At 62.5% G+C, this 16,540-nt stretch carries 16 protein-coding genes; 8 read left to right on the top strand and 8 right to left on the bottom strand.

What is annotated here, in order from left to right; genetic code table 11:
* Positions 1-95: 95 nt before the first annotated feature.
* Positions 96-2,168, bottom strand: coding sequence for an AsmA family protein (locus IFT80_RS11780; RefSeq protein WP_192137603.1), 2,073 nt, complete (start codon positions 2,166-2,168; stop codon positions 96-98).
* A gap of 420 nt (positions 2,169-2,588) precedes the next feature.
* On the opposite strand from IFT80_RS11780, the gene IFT80_RS11775 reads away from it, so the two are divergent.
* From IFT80_RS11775 to IFT80_RS11745, 7 genes are all read left to right on the top strand, one after another.
* Positions 2,589-3,047: a hypothetical protein gene (locus IFT80_RS11775; protein ID WP_192137602.1), complete on the top strand. Its 459-nt coding sequence runs from the start codon at positions 2,589-2,591 to the stop codon at positions 3,045-3,047.
* A gap of 147 nt (positions 3,048-3,194) precedes the next feature.
* Positions 3,195-3,821 (top strand): TetR family transcriptional regulator, encoded by a 627-nt coding sequence (locus IFT80_RS11770; RefSeq protein WP_192059085.1) that lies wholly within the window; start codon positions 3,195-3,197, stop codon positions 3,819-3,821.
* A gap of 158 nt (positions 3,822-3,979) precedes the next feature.
* Positions 3,980-4,480: an urease accessory protein UreE gene (ureE, locus tag IFT80_RS11765; RefSeq protein ID WP_122480342.1), complete on the top strand. Its 501-nt coding sequence runs from the start codon at positions 3,980-3,982 to the stop codon at positions 4,478-4,480.
* Positions 4,477-5,151, top strand: a complete 675-nt coding sequence (locus IFT80_RS11760; protein ID WP_122480343.1) for an urease accessory protein UreF — start codon at positions 4,477-4,479, stop codon at positions 5,149-5,151. The genes ureE and IFT80_RS11760 overlap by 4 nt, the downstream gene beginning before the upstream one ends.
* A gap of 10 nt (positions 5,152-5,161) precedes the next feature.
* Complete coding sequence (gene ureG / locus IFT80_RS11755) at positions 5,162-5,776, top strand: urease accessory protein UreG (protein WP_122480344.1); 615 nt, start codon at positions 5,162-5,164, stop codon at positions 5,774-5,776.
* Positions 5,777-5,833: 57 nt separating this feature from the next.
* Positions 5,834-6,406 (top strand): HupE/UreJ family protein, encoded by a 573-nt coding sequence (locus tag IFT80_RS11750; RefSeq protein WP_192137601.1) that lies wholly within the window; start codon positions 5,834-5,836, stop codon positions 6,404-6,406.
* 94 nt (positions 6,407-6,500) lie between these two features.
* Positions 6,501-7,589: an AGE family epimerase/isomerase gene (locus tag IFT80_RS11745; protein WP_192137600.1), complete on the top strand. Its 1,089-nt coding sequence runs from the start codon at positions 6,501-6,503 to the stop codon at positions 7,587-7,589.
* Positions 7,590-7,601: 12 nt separating this feature from the next.
* Here IFT80_RS11745 and IFT80_RS11740 read toward each other — a convergent pair whose 3' ends face one another.
* The 6 genes from IFT80_RS11740 to IFT80_RS11715 all read right to left on the bottom strand — a co-directional run bounded on the left by IFT80_RS11740 (position 7,602) and on the right by IFT80_RS11715 (position 14,186).
* On the bottom strand, positions 7,602-8,369 hold the full coding sequence (locus tag IFT80_RS11740; protein ID WP_122480347.1) for an SDR family oxidoreductase: 768 nt from the start codon (positions 8,367-8,369) through the stop codon (positions 7,602-7,604).
* A gap of 729 nt (positions 8,370-9,098) precedes the next feature.
* Complete coding sequence (locus tag IFT80_RS11735) at positions 9,099-9,815, bottom strand: ABC transporter ATP-binding protein (protein WP_122480348.1); 717 nt, start codon at positions 9,813-9,815, stop codon at positions 9,099-9,101.
* Entirely contained in the window at positions 9,812-10,687 is an 876-nt protein-coding gene (locus IFT80_RS11730) for an ABC transporter ATP-binding protein (RefSeq protein WP_122480349.1), read from the bottom strand. The genes IFT80_RS11735 and IFT80_RS11730 overlap by 4 nt, the downstream gene beginning before the upstream one ends.
* Positions 10,684-11,988 (bottom strand): high-affinity branched-chain amino acid ABC transporter permease LivM, encoded by a 1,305-nt coding sequence (livM, locus tag IFT80_RS11725; RefSeq protein ID WP_122480350.1) that lies wholly within the window; start codon positions 11,986-11,988, stop codon positions 10,684-10,686. The genes IFT80_RS11730 and livM overlap by 4 nt, the downstream gene beginning before the upstream one ends.
* Positions 11,989-11,990: 2 nt before the next feature.
* Positions 11,991-12,905, bottom strand: coding sequence for an ABC transporter permease subunit (locus IFT80_RS11720; protein ID WP_122480658.1), 915 nt, complete (start codon positions 12,903-12,905; stop codon positions 11,991-11,993).
* A gap of 144 nt (positions 12,906-13,049) precedes the next feature.
* A complete protein-coding gene (locus IFT80_RS11715; RefSeq protein ID WP_122480351.1) occupies positions 13,050-14,186 on the bottom strand; it encodes a branched-chain amino acid ABC transporter substrate-binding protein in 1,137 nt (378 codons plus the stop codon).
* Between the two features lie 496 nt (positions 14,187-14,682).
* Between IFT80_RS11715 and pncB the strand changes: the two genes are divergently transcribed.
* Positions 14,683-15,882 (top strand): nicotinate phosphoribosyltransferase, encoded by a 1,200-nt coding sequence (pncB, locus tag IFT80_RS11710; RefSeq protein WP_122480352.1) that lies wholly within the window; start codon positions 14,683-14,685, stop codon positions 15,880-15,882.
* A 132-nt stretch (positions 15,883-16,014) separates the two neighbouring features.
* Here pncB and azu read toward each other — a convergent pair whose 3' ends face one another.
* A complete protein-coding gene (gene azu / locus IFT80_RS11705; protein ID WP_192137599.1) occupies positions 16,015-16,464 on the bottom strand; it encodes an azurin in 450 nt (149 codons plus the stop codon).
* Between the last annotated feature and the right edge of the window lie 76 nt (positions 16,465-16,540).

Here is a 16,540-nt window from a genome sequence, read left to right as displayed (position 1 = left end):
TACCGCAACCCATGTAGGAGCGGTCCGTGGCCGCGAAGGGCGCGACTTGGTTCAACCGGCGCGTCGCAGCGCTCGGGAGCACCCCTCGAACCCTCTCAGGAAGCAGGCACGGTCTTGGGCGCCTTGCCCGACTTCATCTGTTCGAGCAATGGCGTGCACTGGTTCGGCTCACCGCCACTAGGCGCGACCAGTGCCAGCAACCCGGCCGCCGGCCCGATGGTAGCGCCCAGCGCAATCATGCCCGCGCCGCGCAGCAGCAGTGGCACGGCTTGCACCCCGGCATTGGGCTTGGCGAACGGGCCGCGCACATACAACGGCGAGCGCAGCGACAGCAGGCGGAAGCCCTTCGATTCCGGCGATATCTTCAGGTCCAGTTGTTCCTGCTTGAAATTCACCGTGCCGTCGACGTAGATGATCGCGTTCTCGGTATCGAAAACGAACAGATCGGTGCTGGCCAGCCCGTTCTTGATGCCCAGCGAGGCCGCCGCACAGTTGATCTCCACTTCCTTGTCGCCGAAGATCTTGCCCACCAGGTAGTTACCGACATTGAGCCCGGCAATCTCCATCAGGTCACGGCTCACGGCGCCATCATTGACCAGCATCTTCAAATTGCCATCGGCCGAACCCAGTAGCGCTGCGACTGAATTACCGGTACCGGTGATGTCGGCATCGCCGTTGAGCTGGCCGAAGCTGGTGCGCATGGGTTCGAACGTGGGAAACAGCTGCTTGAGCTGAAACCCGCGGGCGGTCAGTTTGGCCCTGCCCTGCAACGGCGTAGTGCGCCCGTTCAGCGAGATCTGTGCATCCAGCTTGCCGCCGGCCACGCCAAAGCGCAGAGGTTCCAGGCGCAGGTTGCCGTCGTTCAACACCACATGGGTGTACAGATCGGTGAACGGCAATTCTTCGCTGTGGACGATCTTGCGTCCGGTAAATTCGACATCGGCGTCCATGGCACGCCAGCGGTCGGTCCTGAACTCTTCGACTGGCAACACCTTGCCGGTGGGTTGCTTGCTTGCGCCGCCACGAGCCTTCTGCTCGGTATTGGAGTCAGCGCCGATCAAAGGCTTGAGGTCGGCAAACAGCAACTGGTTCGAGACCAGCGCGCCGCTCAGCTTGGGCCTTGGCTGACTGGCGACGAAGCCCAGATCACCATGGATGTCGCTGTTGCCGATCTTGCCGTTGAAGCCTTCATAGCGGAACGACGCGCCGCCGGGCTCGTGCAGTTTGACCAGCAAGTGCCCGTCGGTTTCGTACGCAGGCGAATCCGGCAGGGTCACCCCGGTCAGTGGATACAGGTTGCCCAGGCTGCTGCCACTCAGGCGCAGGCGCAGGTCCAGGGCACCGAGATTGCGTGGGTCGGTCAGGGTACCGGCAACCGCTGCGCGGGTATCGGCAATGCGCACGTCAACCTGCACTGGAAACGGTCGTGTTGCATCCTGCAGCGCCAGCAGCCCGCCGATCTTGCCCGACCCCGACAGCGGCAGGTCCTTGTAGCGGCCATCGACCTTGAAGCCGAAGGCATAATCCTGGGCACTGGCGCCCTGGTCGGCGACTTTCTTGGCCGCACCGCTGCCGACGATATCGCTGAACGCGATGGGCTTGCCCAATGGATCGATCAACACCTTGACCGAGGTCTTGAGCGTCTGGTCGTCGAAAGCCACCACGCCTTTGTCGAAGCCGATGGCACCGATGTCCATGACCCACTTGGAGGGCTCGGCATCGGGGTCTTTTTCGTCGAACTGAAAGGTCCAGTTGGCGCGTCCATCCGCCAGGCGCTGCAGGGCTACGTCGGGCCCGGTCAGGTCGATACGCGGTATGACCACCCGCTGGGCCAGCAAAGGCAGGGGCGAGAGACGAAACTCGACCTTCTGCAGGCTCGCCATCTGGGGCTTCTGCGACCAGTCGGGGTTGCCCAGGGTGATGTCCTGGGCGACGAAGCGCGGCCATGGCACCCAGGCACGCCAGCCGCCCTCATCCGTTTCGCGCTGCCAATGCACAGCCAGGTCGCCATTGATGGCGAAAGGGCGATGCAGGGCCTCGGACACTTTTTCGTTGAGCGTGGGCTTGATTCGATTCCAATCGAAGGTGGCGATCACCACCACCAATATCACCAGCAGGACCAACAGGCTGCCCAGGGTCCAGGCGATGATTTTACGTGGGCGCGTCATTGCGGGCTCCTTGAGACTGCGTGCTCCCGCGAGCACAGGGGGTGCTACCTAACAAGGGTAGGACTGATAAACGCCTCGAGGGTTTAGTTTTTGGCTTTTTCGAGCCCGGACGCGAGCCGCTTCAACGGCGGATGCGTTGTGCCTGATGCAATGCGATGAACCCGGACGCGGCTTGCGCCGCTGCTACAGGATTTCAGCGTCGCTCCTTCATCGACGTTACCGATGGTGACGCTCGACAACGGTGCTCAGGGCCCGAGAATTCACTGTGCTGGTGCACTGAAACCCACGATCTAGAGCCCTCGCGGCAAAACATCATTTTCGTTGATTGTTACCATTGCCTTTATGAACTTTTCTATCGAATTTCAAAGAGTAGCATTGGCTCTGTACCCAATTACTGCCCTCCCAAGGAGCGCCACCATCATGAAACGCCAATTGCTGCTTTCCCTGACTCTCTCGGTCCTTGCTGCCAACGCCTTCGCCATGCCAGCCGCCGATCAAAGTGTTTCCGCCGAACTGCATTCCAGCGCTGCCAGCTTCAGCCAGCCCTACCTGGCGGAAGACGGTTCCGACCGCACCCCACAAGGCGCTGTCGCCGAGAACGGCTCCGACCGCACGCCACAGGCCACGTTCGCTGAAGACGGTTCGGATCGCACCCCACAAGGCACCTTCGCCGAGAACGGCTCCGACCGCACGCCACAGGCTACTTTCGCTGAAGACGGTTCGGATCGCACCCCACAAGGCACCTTCGCCGAGAACGGCTCCGACCGCACGCCACAGGCCACTTTCGCTGAAGACGGTTCGGATCGCACCCCACAAGGTACCTTCGCCGAGAACGGCTCGCAGCGTCTGCTCGATCGTCAAGACCAAGCCAACGCATGAGGCAGCGGTTTGAGGTATCCGACGAAGCCCGGCCTCCCCAAGCCGGGCTTGCCACCTCCGCGTAATCCATCGCTGCACCCGCTTGGTTCGACGCCCCGCCTGTCAATTTGCTAGAGTTCTTCGCTGTCCTTCACAGAAGCTCCGTCGATGTTGCCTCGCGCCGAACAGAAACAGCAGACCCGTCTCGCCCTCCTCGAAGCTGCACGCCAACTGATGGCGGCCGGTCGAGGCTTCGGCAGTATCAGCCTGCGCGAAGTCGCCAAGGCTGCTGGCATCGTACCCACCGGTTTCTATCGCCATTTCGACGACATGGATCAGCTCGGCCTGGCCCTGGTCAACGAAGTCGACGCCACGTTCCGCGCCACGCTGCGCCTGGTTCGTCACCATGAAATAGTGGTCGGCGGCCTCACGGCGGCTTCCGTCCGCATCTTTCTCGACGGAGTGGCTGCCAATCGCCCGCAATTCCTGTTCCTCGCCCGCGAGCAATACGGAGGGTCCCTGCCCGTGCGCCAGGCCATTGCCACTTTGCGCGCCGGCATCAGCGCCGACCTGGCCACCGATCTGGGGTCCATGCCCAAATGGCAGCACCTGAGCAGCGCGTCACTGCAGGTGATGGCCGACCTTGTCGTCAAGGCCGTGTTTGCCACGCTTCCCGAACTGATCGACCCACCCGCTGCCGACCTGCCAGCCCACCTGACCCCCGAGGCGAAGATCAGCCAGCAACTGCGCTTCATTTTCATCGGCGCCAAATACTGGAAAGGCCTCAACCAATAACTCGCTCGCCTCGAATTGGTGCACCTCACGCCGCTACGCACCGCACCAGTGCATTGCGCCGAGCCTCGTTCATCCTGATCCCGCAGCCCCGTTAGCTCACTACCGGTTGGCAAGACACTTGCTCTGCATTGGCCACTGCCCCTCAATGGAAACGTCCAATGCTGGTTATCCATCGCAGAATCGCGCCCGCAAGCCAATGGGCAGCCGAACTGCACCTCAACTTCGAAGCCCGCAGCAAGAGTCGCCTGCGCTGTTTCAGTGCCGAAGGTGAAGACGTCGGCCTGTTTCTGGAACGCGGTCAACCTCCGTTGCACGACGGTGAATGCCTGCAGGCCGAGGACGGCCGCGTGGTGCGGGTCTGCGCGCGTCCCGAGGCGCTGCTTCATGTCACCTGCAGCAGCGCCTTCGAGCTGACTCGCGCCGCCTACCATCTGGGCAACCGCCACGTGGCCCTGCAAGTGGGTGACGGCTGGCTGCGCCTGCTCGACGACTACGTGCTCAAGGCCATGCTCGAACAACTCGGCGCCCAGACCCAGCCCCTGCTGGCACCTTTTCATCCCGAACATGGCGCCTATGGCGGTGGTCATCACCACTCGCGCCATGGCGAGGAAGACTTCAACTACGCGCCCAAACTGCACCAGTTCGGCGTGCGCACTTGAACAACGCCTGGGCCCTGCTGCGCCTGGCCAGCCCGCAACTGCCGATCGGTGGCTACAGCTACTCGCAGGGCCTGGAGATGGCCGTGGAAAACGGCACGGTGGCCGATGCGCAAAGCGCCCATCGCTGGATCGCCGACCAACTGCTGCTCAACCTGGCCCGTTTCGAGGCGCCCCTGCTGCTGGCCCACTGCGTGGCTGCCGCCGAAGAGGACTGGGGACAACTGCTGGAGCTAGGTGCCGAACATCGCTCGAGCCGCGAAACCCGCGAACTGCAACTCGAAAGCCGGCAAATGGGCTATTCGCTCAAGCAACTGCTGCTCGGCCTTGCCGAACTGGACATTACGGCCCGCCACTATCTGGCTCAGATCGAAGAGCCCCACCTGGCCCTGGGCTGGGCACTGGCCGCGCGCGCCTGGAACATCCCTGCGCAGGACGCCCTTGCGGCCTGGCTGTGGAGTTGGCTGGAAAACCAGTTGGCGGTGCTCATGAAGACCCTGCCCCTGGGCCAGCAGGCTGCTCAGCGACTTACCACACAACTGCTGCCGACGCTGCAGCAGGCCCAGTTCGCAGCCACCGAACTGGATCCCCGACACTACGGCAGCGCCGCTTTCGGCCTGTCATTGGCGAGCATGGCCCACGAGCGCCAGTACAGCCGCCTGTTCCGTTCCTAGGAGAGTCACCATGAATACCCAACCCCTGCGTGTCGGTATCGGAGGCCCGGTAGGCTCTGGCAAGACCGCGCTGACCCTGGCCTTGTGCCTGGCCCTGCGCGAGCGCTACAACCTGGCCGTGGTCACCAACGATATCTACACCCGCGAAGACGCCGACTTCCTGGTGCGCAACCAGGCCCTGGCGCCCGAGCGCATCATCGGTGTGGAAACCGGTGGCTGCCCGCACACCGCCATCCGCGAAGACGCCTCCATCAATCTGGAAGCCGTGGACCAGCTCAACCGGCGCTTTCCGGGCCTGGACCTGATCCTCGTGGAATCGGGTGGGGACAACCTGTCCGCCACCTTCAGCCCCGAGCTGTCGGACCTGACCATCTACGTGATCGACGTGTCCGCCGGCGACAAGCTGCCGCGCAAGGGCGGCCCTGGCATCTGCAAGTCCGACCTGCTGGTGATCAACAAGATCGACCTGGCGCCGCTGGTAGGGGCCTCGTTGGAAATGATGGACAGCGACACCCGACGCATGCGCGGCGACAAGCCGTTCGTCTTCAGCAACCAGAAGACCGGTCAGGGCCTGGAACAGATCATTGCCTTCATCGAACGCCAAGGCCTGCTCGACGCCGCCTGAACCCAGCGCACCCTTGCCCGCAACTACCGTGAACACGACGATAAGGAACAGACCCGCATGACCTTCAAGACGCTTCTCACCTGCGCAGCCCTGCTGCTGACACCGGCGGTGGCCTTCGCTCATCCGGGACACGGCGACAATGGCCTGCTGGCCGGCATCGGTCACCCCCTGGGTGGCCTCGACCACCTGCTGGCCATGCTCGCCGTCGGCCTGTGGGCGGCGCAGCAGCAAGGCGCGGCACGCTGGGCTCTGCCCTGCACCTTCGTCGGCACCATGCTGATCGGTGGCCTGCTGGGTTTTGCCGGCCTGCAACTGCCTACACTGGAAAGCGGCATTGCCGCCTCGGTACTGGCCCTGGGCCTGGCCGTGGCACTGGCCGTGCGGCCACCGTTAGCCTTGGCGGTGGTGGCCACTGCGCTGTTCGCATTGTTCCACGGCGTCGCTCACGGCCTGGAATTGCCGGAGATGTCCAGCCCGGTTGCCTATGCTGCCGGTTTCGTCATGGCGACCGCAGCACTGCATGCGGCGGGTTATGCCGTCGTTCGGTTCCTGCCAACGGCAGCCGCGCCACTGGTACGCGTTGCCGGTGCTCTGTCGGCGTTGACCGGTGCCTGGCTACTGGCCGGCTGATCGCGGCGCGGCCCTCTGTCCGGGGGCCTTGCTTTAGGAGCCGTGGCCGACACCTGCTACCATGTCGCGCAAAACGCCTCCGATGATCCCGCCAATGCCCGACCCAACGCTGCACGCCGCCCTGGCGGCCACCCAAGCGCACTTTCGCGAAATCGTATTGCCGTTGTGGCAAGGCGCCGGCTTCGATAGCGAACTCGGCCTGCCGTTCGAAGCGGTGAACGCTGCCGGCCAGCCGTTGCCGGTGCAGCGCTACCGCGCCATGGCCTGCGCCCGTCAACTGTATGTCTTTTCCAGCCTGATCGAGCAACCCGGTGCGCGCGAACACGCCGCCACCCTGTTCCGTTCCCTGCAACGGCATTTCCACGACGCCGAACACGGCGGCTGGTTCTACAGCATCGACGCCCAGGGCCGCCCGCTGGACCGACGCAAGGATCTCTACACCCACGCATTCATTGTCTTCGCCTGTGCGCACTACTGGGCCAAGGTGCGCGAACCGCTGGTGGAATCGGTGCTCAATGCCGCCCTCGAGGTCATCGCCACGCGCTTTTCCACAGATGATGGGCTCTACGAAGCCGTGCTCGGCGAAGGCTGGGCCAACTTGGGCACCGGCCCACTGCAGAACCCCTTGATGCACCTGGCCGAGGGCTTCCTGGCAACCTTGGCAGTGCGTGGCGACCAGCCCACACAAACGGCGCTGCAGGCGCTGTGCGAAGCGATGCAGGCGCGCTTCGTGGAACCCGAGCACGGGATCATGCTGGAGAAGCCGCGCGGAGCGGTGGATAACTGGTTCGAGCCCGGTCATCAGTTCGAATGGCTGTTCCTCGTGCAGACCTCACCGCTGTTGCAGGGCAGTGCGCTGCACCTCTCCCTGCAGCGCGCCTTCACCCATGCGCAACGCACGGGCGTTCGGGACGGCGTGGTCATGAGCATGCTCACGCTCGACGGCCAGGTGCTGGACGCCACCCAGCGTATCTGGGCACAGGCCGAATACCTGCGGGCGCTGACCTTGCAGCCCGGTGCGGCGGTGGCCGCGCAGTTGCAGGTGCTGCGCGAGCGCTTCCTGCACCCCGGCGGCTGGCACGAATGCCGCGATGGCACCGGGGTGGTCAGCCGCACGGACATGCCATCGACCACCCCCTACCACCTGCTGACCTGCTACCAGGGCCTGCAGGCGTTCCTCTGACGCCAGGGCCGATCAAGCCTTGCCTGGACGCTCCACGGCGAAGCCGGCCCACGATTGCGTGACCGGCATCACTTCCAGACTGTTGATGTTGATGTGCGCCGGCTGGGTCAGAATCCAGTGGATGGTTTCGGCGATGTCCTGCGGCTGGATCGGATTGGCGCCGGCATAGGTGGCGTCGTAGCGTGCCTGGTCGCCGCCGAAACGCACCAGTGAGAACTCGCTTTCGCACATCCCGGGTTCCAGGTTGGTGACGCGCACGCCGGTGCCCTGCAGGTCACAGCGCAGACTCAACGAGAATTGCCCGACGAAGGCCTTGGTGGCGCCGTACACATGGCTGCCGGGATACGGGTAATTGCCCGCCACCGAACCCAGGTTGACGATGGTAGCCCCCTTGCCGTGGGCAATCAGGCGCGGCAGCAACAGCCGCGTCGCGTAGATCAGGCCCTTGACGTTGGTATCGACCATGGTGTCCCAGTCGTCCAGGTCGCACTTGGGTGCAGGATCGGCACCCAAGGCCAGGCCGGCGTTGTTGACCAACCCGCTGATGCTGGCGAACTCCTCAGGCAACCCGGCAATCGCTGCCTCCATGGCCTTTCTATCGCGCACATCGAGCACCAGCGGATGCACCCGCGTCTTTGCCGACAGCTCTTCGCTCAGCGCCATCAGGCGCTCTTCGCGACGGCCGGTGAGAATCAGCGACCAGCCTGCCTCGGCGAAACGTCGCGCGCAGGCTTCGCCAAATCCGGACGTGGCGCCAGTGATGAATACCGTGGAAGTCATGCGGGTCTCCTGCGGGGATAGCCACGGAGCGTGCCCACGCAATGCGCAGGCCGTTCGAATCGTCGCCACCGTGAATGGGGTTTTGCAGAATGCCCGGCGTACGGGCCGTATGCAACTGATCAATAATCGAACAGCGCCCGCAGACCCTCGTGGTTGCGGGTCCCAGTGCGGTTACCCGCAACTTATCCACAAGCCGTTCCACAGAGATTGGGGGCAACTCCCTTCTGCACGGCAACCCCGGAGGCCAGGCTGGCCGGGAGCCATTAGAATTTTTTGGCTTGACCGGTGGGGTGTATTGCGCATGTACGTACGGCACTATGTCTGCAGTGGTCATACGACCAAAGGCGCAACGCCAGTGAAACCGCCACTTTTAGAAGTATTTCCAAGGCTTGTTCACAGACTTATCCACAGCCTGTGCGGGTGCTGTCACTCTGATTGGCACGGTGGATAAAACAGTTGACAAAGCCCGTTCGCACGACTGCCCAACCTGCTGTACGATTTTTGATCAGCTGACTGAAGGCCCCGTATACCGTGGCCTGCAGAGGTATACCACCAACTTGTCCACAACCGGTTCCACAGCAATTGGGGACAAGCGTGCATTGTGGCATTTCGGTGACCAACAGTGGTTTTATGTCGCACATTGACGCTGCAGCGAATTTGTTTTCCACAATTGGGCAGGGTCACGAAAAACGCCCCTGACGGGGCGTTCGGCAAGCCTTTCACGTCTGCTCAGTGCCCGCCCAGATACGCGTTGCGCACCTCGTCGTTGCTCAACAACTCACGCCCCGTGCCGGTCAGACGGATCTCGCCGTTGACCATCACATAGGCACGGTCGGAAAGCCGCAGGGCGTGGTTGGCGTTCTGCTCGACCAGGAAGATGGTCATGCCGCCCTGGGCCAGCTCGCGCAGGGTCGAGAAGATCTGCTTGACCACGATCGGCGCCAGCCCCAGCGACGGCTCGTCGAGCAGCAACAGCTTGGGCCGGCTCATCAGCGCGCGCGCGATGGCCAGCATCTGCTGCTCGCCGCCGGACATGGTCATGGCGCGCTGATTGCGCCGTTCCTTGAGCCGTGGAAACAGCTCGAACATGCGCTGCATGTCTTCGCTCGAGTGCTTGTCGCCGATGGGGATGGTACCCATCATCAGGTTTTCTTCCACCGACATGTCGGGAAACACCCGACGGCCTTCCGGCGACTGGGCAATGCCGTTGGAAGCGATGTAGTGGGACGACTTCTGGGTGATGTCGGTACCCCGGTAGATGATCTGCCCCGCACTGGCGCGCGGCTGGCCGAAAATCGACATCAACAGCGTCGACTTGCCCGCGCCATTGGAACCGATCAGGCTGACCGTCTCGCCCTCGTTGATGTGCAGCGAGACTTTCTTCAGCGCCTGGATCGGGCCGTAGTGAACGTCGATCTCCTTCATTTCGAGGATGGGCGTACTCATACCAGCTCCTCCTCTTCGGCACCCAGGTAGGCGGCGATCACCTTGGGGTCGTTGCGGATCTGCTCCGGCCCGCCCTTGGCGATCACATTGCCATGGTCCAGTACCACGATGTCGTCGGAAATGCTCATCACCATGCCCATGTCGTGTTCGATCAGCACCACCGTCATGTCGTGCTCGTCACGCAGCAGGCGGATCATGCCGCTCAGGGCCTCGGTTTCCTGCGGGTTGAGGCCCGCCGCCGGTTCGTCCAGGCAGATCACCTGGGGCCGCGTGCACATGGCCCGGGCGATCTCCAGACGCCGTTGCTGGCCGTAGGAAAGCTCACCGGCCAAGCGGTTGGCGCAGTTCACCAGGTCCACCACTTCCAGCCAGTAGAACGCGGTCTTGATAGCGTCCTCTTCGGCCTTGCGATAACCACGGGTGTTGAGGATGCCTGCCAGCATGTTGCGGTTGACCCACATGTGCTGGGCGACCAGCAGGTTTTCCAGCACCGACATTTCCTTGAACAGCCGAATGTTCTGGAAGGTCCGGGCCAGCCCGGCGCGGTTCACCAGGTGAGTCCCGCCGAACATCTTGTACCAGACACGGCTGGCGAAGCTGCGTGGCGAGACGAAATCGGTGGCCTGGAACGGCTCGCCCAGCAACTTGATGACATTGGTCTTCTGGCCGCGAGCGTTCAGTTCGATACGTCCACCGGTGGCCTTGTAGAACCCGGTGAGACAGTTGAAGACGGTGGTCTTGCCGGCGCCGTTGGGGCCGATCAAGGCGAAGATCGAGTTGCGCCGGACCTGCAGGCTGACATCGCTCAAGGCCTTGATGCCACCGAAATGCATCATCAACTTCTCGACCGACAGAATGACTTCGTTACTCATGGCGTAGTCCCCTTGGCGTCGATCAATGCGCCCTTGACTGGCTTGATGCCGGTACGGCTGATACGGATCAGGCCACGTGGCCGCCAGATCATCATCAGTACCATCAATACGCCAAACAGCAATACTCGGTACTCGGAGAAACTGCGCAGCAGCTCCGGGGCCACGGTCAGTACGAAGGCAGCAATCACCACACCCACGGTGGAGCCCATGCCGCCCAGCACGACGATGGCAAGGATCAGCGCCGACTCGAAGAAGGTGAACGAAGTCGGGTTGACGAAGCCCTGGTAGCTGGCGAAGAACACCCCGGCCAGGCCTGCGGTGGAGGCACCGATGGTGAAGGCCGAAAGCTTGACCAACACGTGGTTCAGGCCCATCGAGCGGCAGGCGATCTCGTCCTCGCGCAGGGCTTCCCAGGCACGCCCTACCGGCATGCGAGTGAGTCGATGCTTGACGTAGAGAACGGCCAGTACCACCAGGAACAGCACGGCGTAGATGAACAGGAATTTCAGGTCGGGGTTGTATTCGAAGCCGAAGTACTCGTGGATCGGCACCCCGCCGTCACGGGCGCGACGACCGAACTCCAGGCCGAAGAAGGTGGGCGAAGGTACCGGCACACCATTGGGACCGCCGGTGAACGACAACCAGTTGTTGAGCACCAGGCGAATGATTTCGCCGAAGCCCAAGGTCACGATGGCCAGGTAGTCCCCGTGCATTCGCAGCACCGGGAAACCCAGTATGCACCCCGCCAGCGCCGCCGCGATCGCGGCCAGCGGCAACGCCGACCAGAAGCCCAGGCCCAGGTACTGGTAGCCCAATGCGAGGCCGTAGGCGCCGATGGCATAGAACGCCACGTAGCCCAGGTCGAGCAGACCGGCCAGCCCGACCACGATGTTCAGGCCCAGGCCCAGCAACACATAGATCAACCCGAGAATGACCACGGTGAGGATGTATTTGTTGGCGAAGATGGGGAACACGATGGCGATCACGATCAGCGCTGGAATGATGAAGCGCAGCCGCGACTTGTAGTCCGGCGGCAGCACGTGCACGCCCGACCCCGAGCTTTCGAAGCTCTGGGAAATGCTGCGGCCACGCGGCGTCTGCAGGAACAGGCTGAGCAGGAAGCGCCCGGCCATCACCGCTGCCACCAGCCAGGCGACGCGGGCCGGTTGCAGGTTGAAGCTGTAGCCGTCGAGCACGATGCCGACGATGGGGCCGAACACGATCAGCGCCAGCAGGCCGGCAATGACCATGTCGACCAGGCTTTTCTTGATATCGATAGGTTTGGCAGTAGGTGCGGACATACTTATACCTTCGCCACGAGTGGGCGACCCAGCAGGCCTTGGGGACGGAAGATCAGGATCAGCACCAACAGGCCGAAGCTGAACACATCCTTGTAGTCGGAGTTGATCAAGCCGGAGAACTGCGATTCGGCAACCCCCAGTATCAGGCCACCGAGCATGGCGCCGGGCAATGAGCCGATGCCGCCCAGTACCGCTGCGGTGAACGCCTTGATGCCGATGATGAACCCGGCATAGAAGTCGAACGTGCCGTAGTTCATGGTGATCAACACGCCGGCCAGCGCCGCCATGGCCGCGCCGATGATGAACACATAGGAAATGACCCGGTCGGTGTTGATGCCCAGGATCGAGGCCATCTTGCGATCCTGCTGGGTGGCGCGGCACATGCGCCCAAGTTTGGTGAACTTGATGATGTAGGTCAGCACGCCCATGCCCACGAAGGCGGCAATGAGGATGAAGATCTTGGTGTAGGTGATCTGCACGAAACCGGTGCCCACTTCAAGGCGCCAGGCCCCTTCGAGCAGGGTCGGGACGCCTTGCTGGCGAGCGCCCTGGCTGATCTGCGCGTAGTTCTGCAGGATCAGCGATATGCCGATGGCGCTGATCAGCGGCGCCAGCCGGGTCGAGTTGCGCAGCGGCTTGTAGGCCACGCGCTCGATCACGAAGCCGTACACACCGGTCACCACGATGGTGAACACCAATGTGCCGAGGATCAGGAACGGAAAGGATTCGAGGCCGAAGAACGACAGCACGGCCAGGCCTATGGCGGCCAGGTAGGCGCTGATCATGTAAACGTCGCCGTGGGCAAAGTTGATCATGCCGATGATGCCATAGACCATGGTGTAGCCAATGGCGATCAAGCCGTACACCGACCCCAGGGTCAGGCCGTTGATCATTTGTTGCAGGAAGATACCGTCCATCATGCACTCTCACGAACGTCTGGAACCGCGCACCGCGCAAGGTGCGGACAGGCCTCGGCCCGCCCGCCACCTGTCAGGCGGTATTGAGGGAAACGTGGGCCATCCCAAGGGCGGCCCGGACTGGCATGCGCCAGTGCAAACGTCCTACTTCTGCTGTTCCAGCTGCTTGTACTTGCCCTCGGCGTTCCACTGGTAGACCACGTAGTCGGACACTTTCAGGTCACCCTTGGAGTCCCAGGCCTTCTCGCCCATGACGGTCTTGACCGGGTTGGCCTTCAGCCATTTGGCAGCCTCTTCGCCCTTGTTCGACTTGGCGCCGTTGAAGCCTGCAGCCAGGGCCTGCAACGAAGCGTAGGCGTACAGAGTGTAGCCCTCTGGCTCGTAGCCGGACTTGCGGAACTCCTCAACCACCGCCTTGCTGTCGGGCAGCATGCGCGGATCGGCGCCGAAGGTCATGTACACGCCGTCGACGTATTGCGCACCGCCAGCGGTGGTGACCAGTTCGTCGGTGACGATGCCGTCGTCGGACATGAACTTGACGTCCTTGAGGCCCTGTTCGCGCATCTGCCGAACCAGTGGCCCGGCTTCGGGGTGCAGGCCGCCGAAATACACCACATCGGCGCCGGTGGAGCGAATCTTGGTGACCAGGGCGCTGAAGTCTTTCTCGCCGCGGGTCAGGCCTTCTTCCAGCACCGGCTTCACACCGCGCTTGGTCAGCTGTGCCGAGGTGGCGTCGGCCAGGCCCTTGCCGTAGGTGTCCTTGTCGTTGATCACTGCGACTTTCTTGCCCTTGAGCACGTCGACGATGTAGTCGCCGGCCACGATGCCCTGCTGGTCGTCGCGACCGCACATGCGGAATACCGCCGGCAGGCCACGTTCGGTCACGGTCGGGTTGGTCGAGCCGGGGGTGATCATCAGCACGCCGGCGTCTGCATACACCTCGGATGCCGGAACAGTGGACGAGGAACAGAAGTGCCCCACCACTCCTGCGACCTTGTCCTGATCGGCCAGCCGGTTGGCGACGGCCACGGCCTGCTTCGGCTCGCAGGCGTCATCACCGGCGACCAGGACGATCTTTTCCCCATTCACGCCGCCGGCCTTGTTGATGGCATCGGCTGCCGCCTGTGCACCCTTCATGTACTGCTGACCGAACGATGCGTTGGCACCGGTCATCGGCCCTGCTACGCCGATCTTGATGTCGGCTTGAACAATCGACGAAGCGCCCAGCGCAGCTGCCACTGCGAGAGCCAGAAAACCTTTCCTGTAGAACGTCTGCGACATGAGTGGTGCTCCTGAATTTTTTTGGTTGGCACTACAGCTTCAGCGCATTGCTCAGAGCAAGGGCCGTGCCAGCGCATTTGCCCAACTTGCGCAGTTTTCATTTTCAGGAGCACTTCACTGCGCCGGAACCATTTTCTACAGGTCGTGCAACCGTCTGGCACGGGAATGGTGGAACCCGCAAAGAGTGCGGGTACAACCCGTGTGCGCCATCATTGCAACCCCACGCAGCGCCCGTGGGCAACCACGCTGTAACCGCCGACGTAACCGAAGTGCACACTGTCGGTGCATAACCGCTACACCGCGCACCACAGGATCCTCCTGCAGTGCCGGGTGCAGGCCACTTCGCGTCTCTCTTCGCGGGCCTGCGCAAGGCACTGGCACGGGTCGCGCAGGGGAAGGCACGTCACATCCACCCGCACTCCAAAAAGCTGGCAGAATGTGCCCCTACTGTGCGCCACCGCCGTTCCAAATGAGGCACGCGGTTCTGGAGACCCTGATGAGCGAGAGCGTATTCGCCGATCGCATCGTGCAAAACCTGCTCGACACCGATCTTTACAAGTTGAGCATGATGCAGGCTGTACTGCACAACTACCCCAACGTCGATGTCGAGTGGGAGTTTCGTTGTCGCAACGGCGAAGACCTGCGGCCCTACCTGAACGATATTCGCGAACAGCTCGAGCAGCTCTCCGAATTGAGCCTGGGCCCGGACCAGCTGAGCTTTCTGGAAGGCATCAATTTCATGAAGCCCGACTTCCTGCGCTTCCTGGGTCTGTTTCGCTTCAACCTGCGCTACCTGAGCATCGGCATCGAGAACGACCAGCTGTTCATTCGCCTGCGCGGGCCGTGGCTGCATGTGATCCTGTTCGAAGTGCCACTGCTGGCCACGGTCAGCGAGGTACGCAATCGCATTCGCTATCCCGATGTGCTGCTCAGCCAGCCGCGGGAAAAACTCTACCGCAAGTTCGAATGGCTGCAGGCCAATGCCAGCAGCGAAGAGCTGGCCGAATTGCAGGTGGCCGACTTCGGCACTCGTCGACGTTTTTCCTACAAGGTGCAGGAGGAAGTGGTCACGGTGCTCAAGCACGAGTTTCCGGGGCGCTTCGTCGGCACCAGCAACATGCACCTGGCCCGTCAGCTGGATCTCAAGCCGCTGGGCACCATGGCCCATGAGTGGATCATGGCTCACCAGCAACTGGGGCCACGCTTGATCGACAGCCAGATCGCCGCACTCGATTGCTGGGTGCGCGAGTACCGTGGCCTGCTTGGCATCGCGCTCACCGACTGCATCACCATGGATGCGTTTCTGGGGGATTTCGACCTGTACTTCGCCAAGCTCTTCGATGGCTTGCGCCACGACTCGGGTGACCCGGTGGTCTGGGCGGAAAAGGCCATCGCCCACTACCGCAAGCTGGGCATCGATCCGATGACCAAGACCCTGGTGTTTTCCGATGGGCTGGACCTGCCCAAGTCCCTGCAGATATTTCGCGCACTGCGCGGGCGCATCAATGTGAGCTTCGGCATCGGCACCAACCTGACCTGCGACATTCCAGGCGTGGAACCCATGAACATCGTGCTGAAAATGACCGACTGCAACGGCCAACCGGTGGCGAAGATTTCCGACGAAGCCGCCAAGACCCAGTGCCGCGACCCCAATTTCGTCGCCTACCTGCGCCACGTGTTCAAGGTGCCTGCTTGAAGCCAGTACGCGCAATGGCGGACGTCCTGTAGGAGCGGTCCGTGGCCGCGAAAAGGTCAACGCGGTGAATCAGGCATACCGCGTCGCCTGCTTCGCGGCCGATGACCGCTCCTACGTGGTCGAGGCGAACACTCAATCGACCAGGGTCACTGCCCCCTTCATCATGGCCAAGTGACCCGGGAACGAGCAGAAGAACAGGTATTTCTGCTCTGGCGATAGTTTCGACACATCGAACGACACCGAATCCTTCTCCCCGGCGCCGATGACCTTGGTGTACGCAATCACGCGCTCGTCGCCTTTCTTCAGGTAGCTGTTGTCGATGCCGGCACTCATGCCGTCCATCGCGATGCCGCGGGCATCGTCTTCCTTGCTCAGGACCCAGTTGTGGCCCATGACTTCCTTGGGCAGGCTGCCGGAGTGGGTCAGGTTGACCGTGAACGTCTTGCAGCTCTTGCTGATCTCGATAGCCTTGCTGCCGAAGGTCATCTGGTCGGTCGAATCGACGGTGGTTGAGCACTCGGCCGCCAGCAACTGACCGCTGGCCAGGGCAAGCACCGATACCGCTACAGCTTTTGCAAACATGTGAGTCTCCAGGCAGGGGAAATGGCTACGGCGGCAATCATTTCACGATTGGCCGCAGGCTGCAGCACTCTGCCAG

It is taken from the genome of Pseudomonas sp. CFBP 8771, from assembly GCF_014841695.1.
GTDB lineage: Bacteria > Pseudomonadota > Gammaproteobacteria > Pseudomonadales > Pseudomonadaceae > Aquipseudomonas > Aquipseudomonas baltica.
The sequence above is the reverse complement of the archived record's forward strand: the minus strand, read 5'-3'. Positions and strand labels throughout refer to the sequence as shown.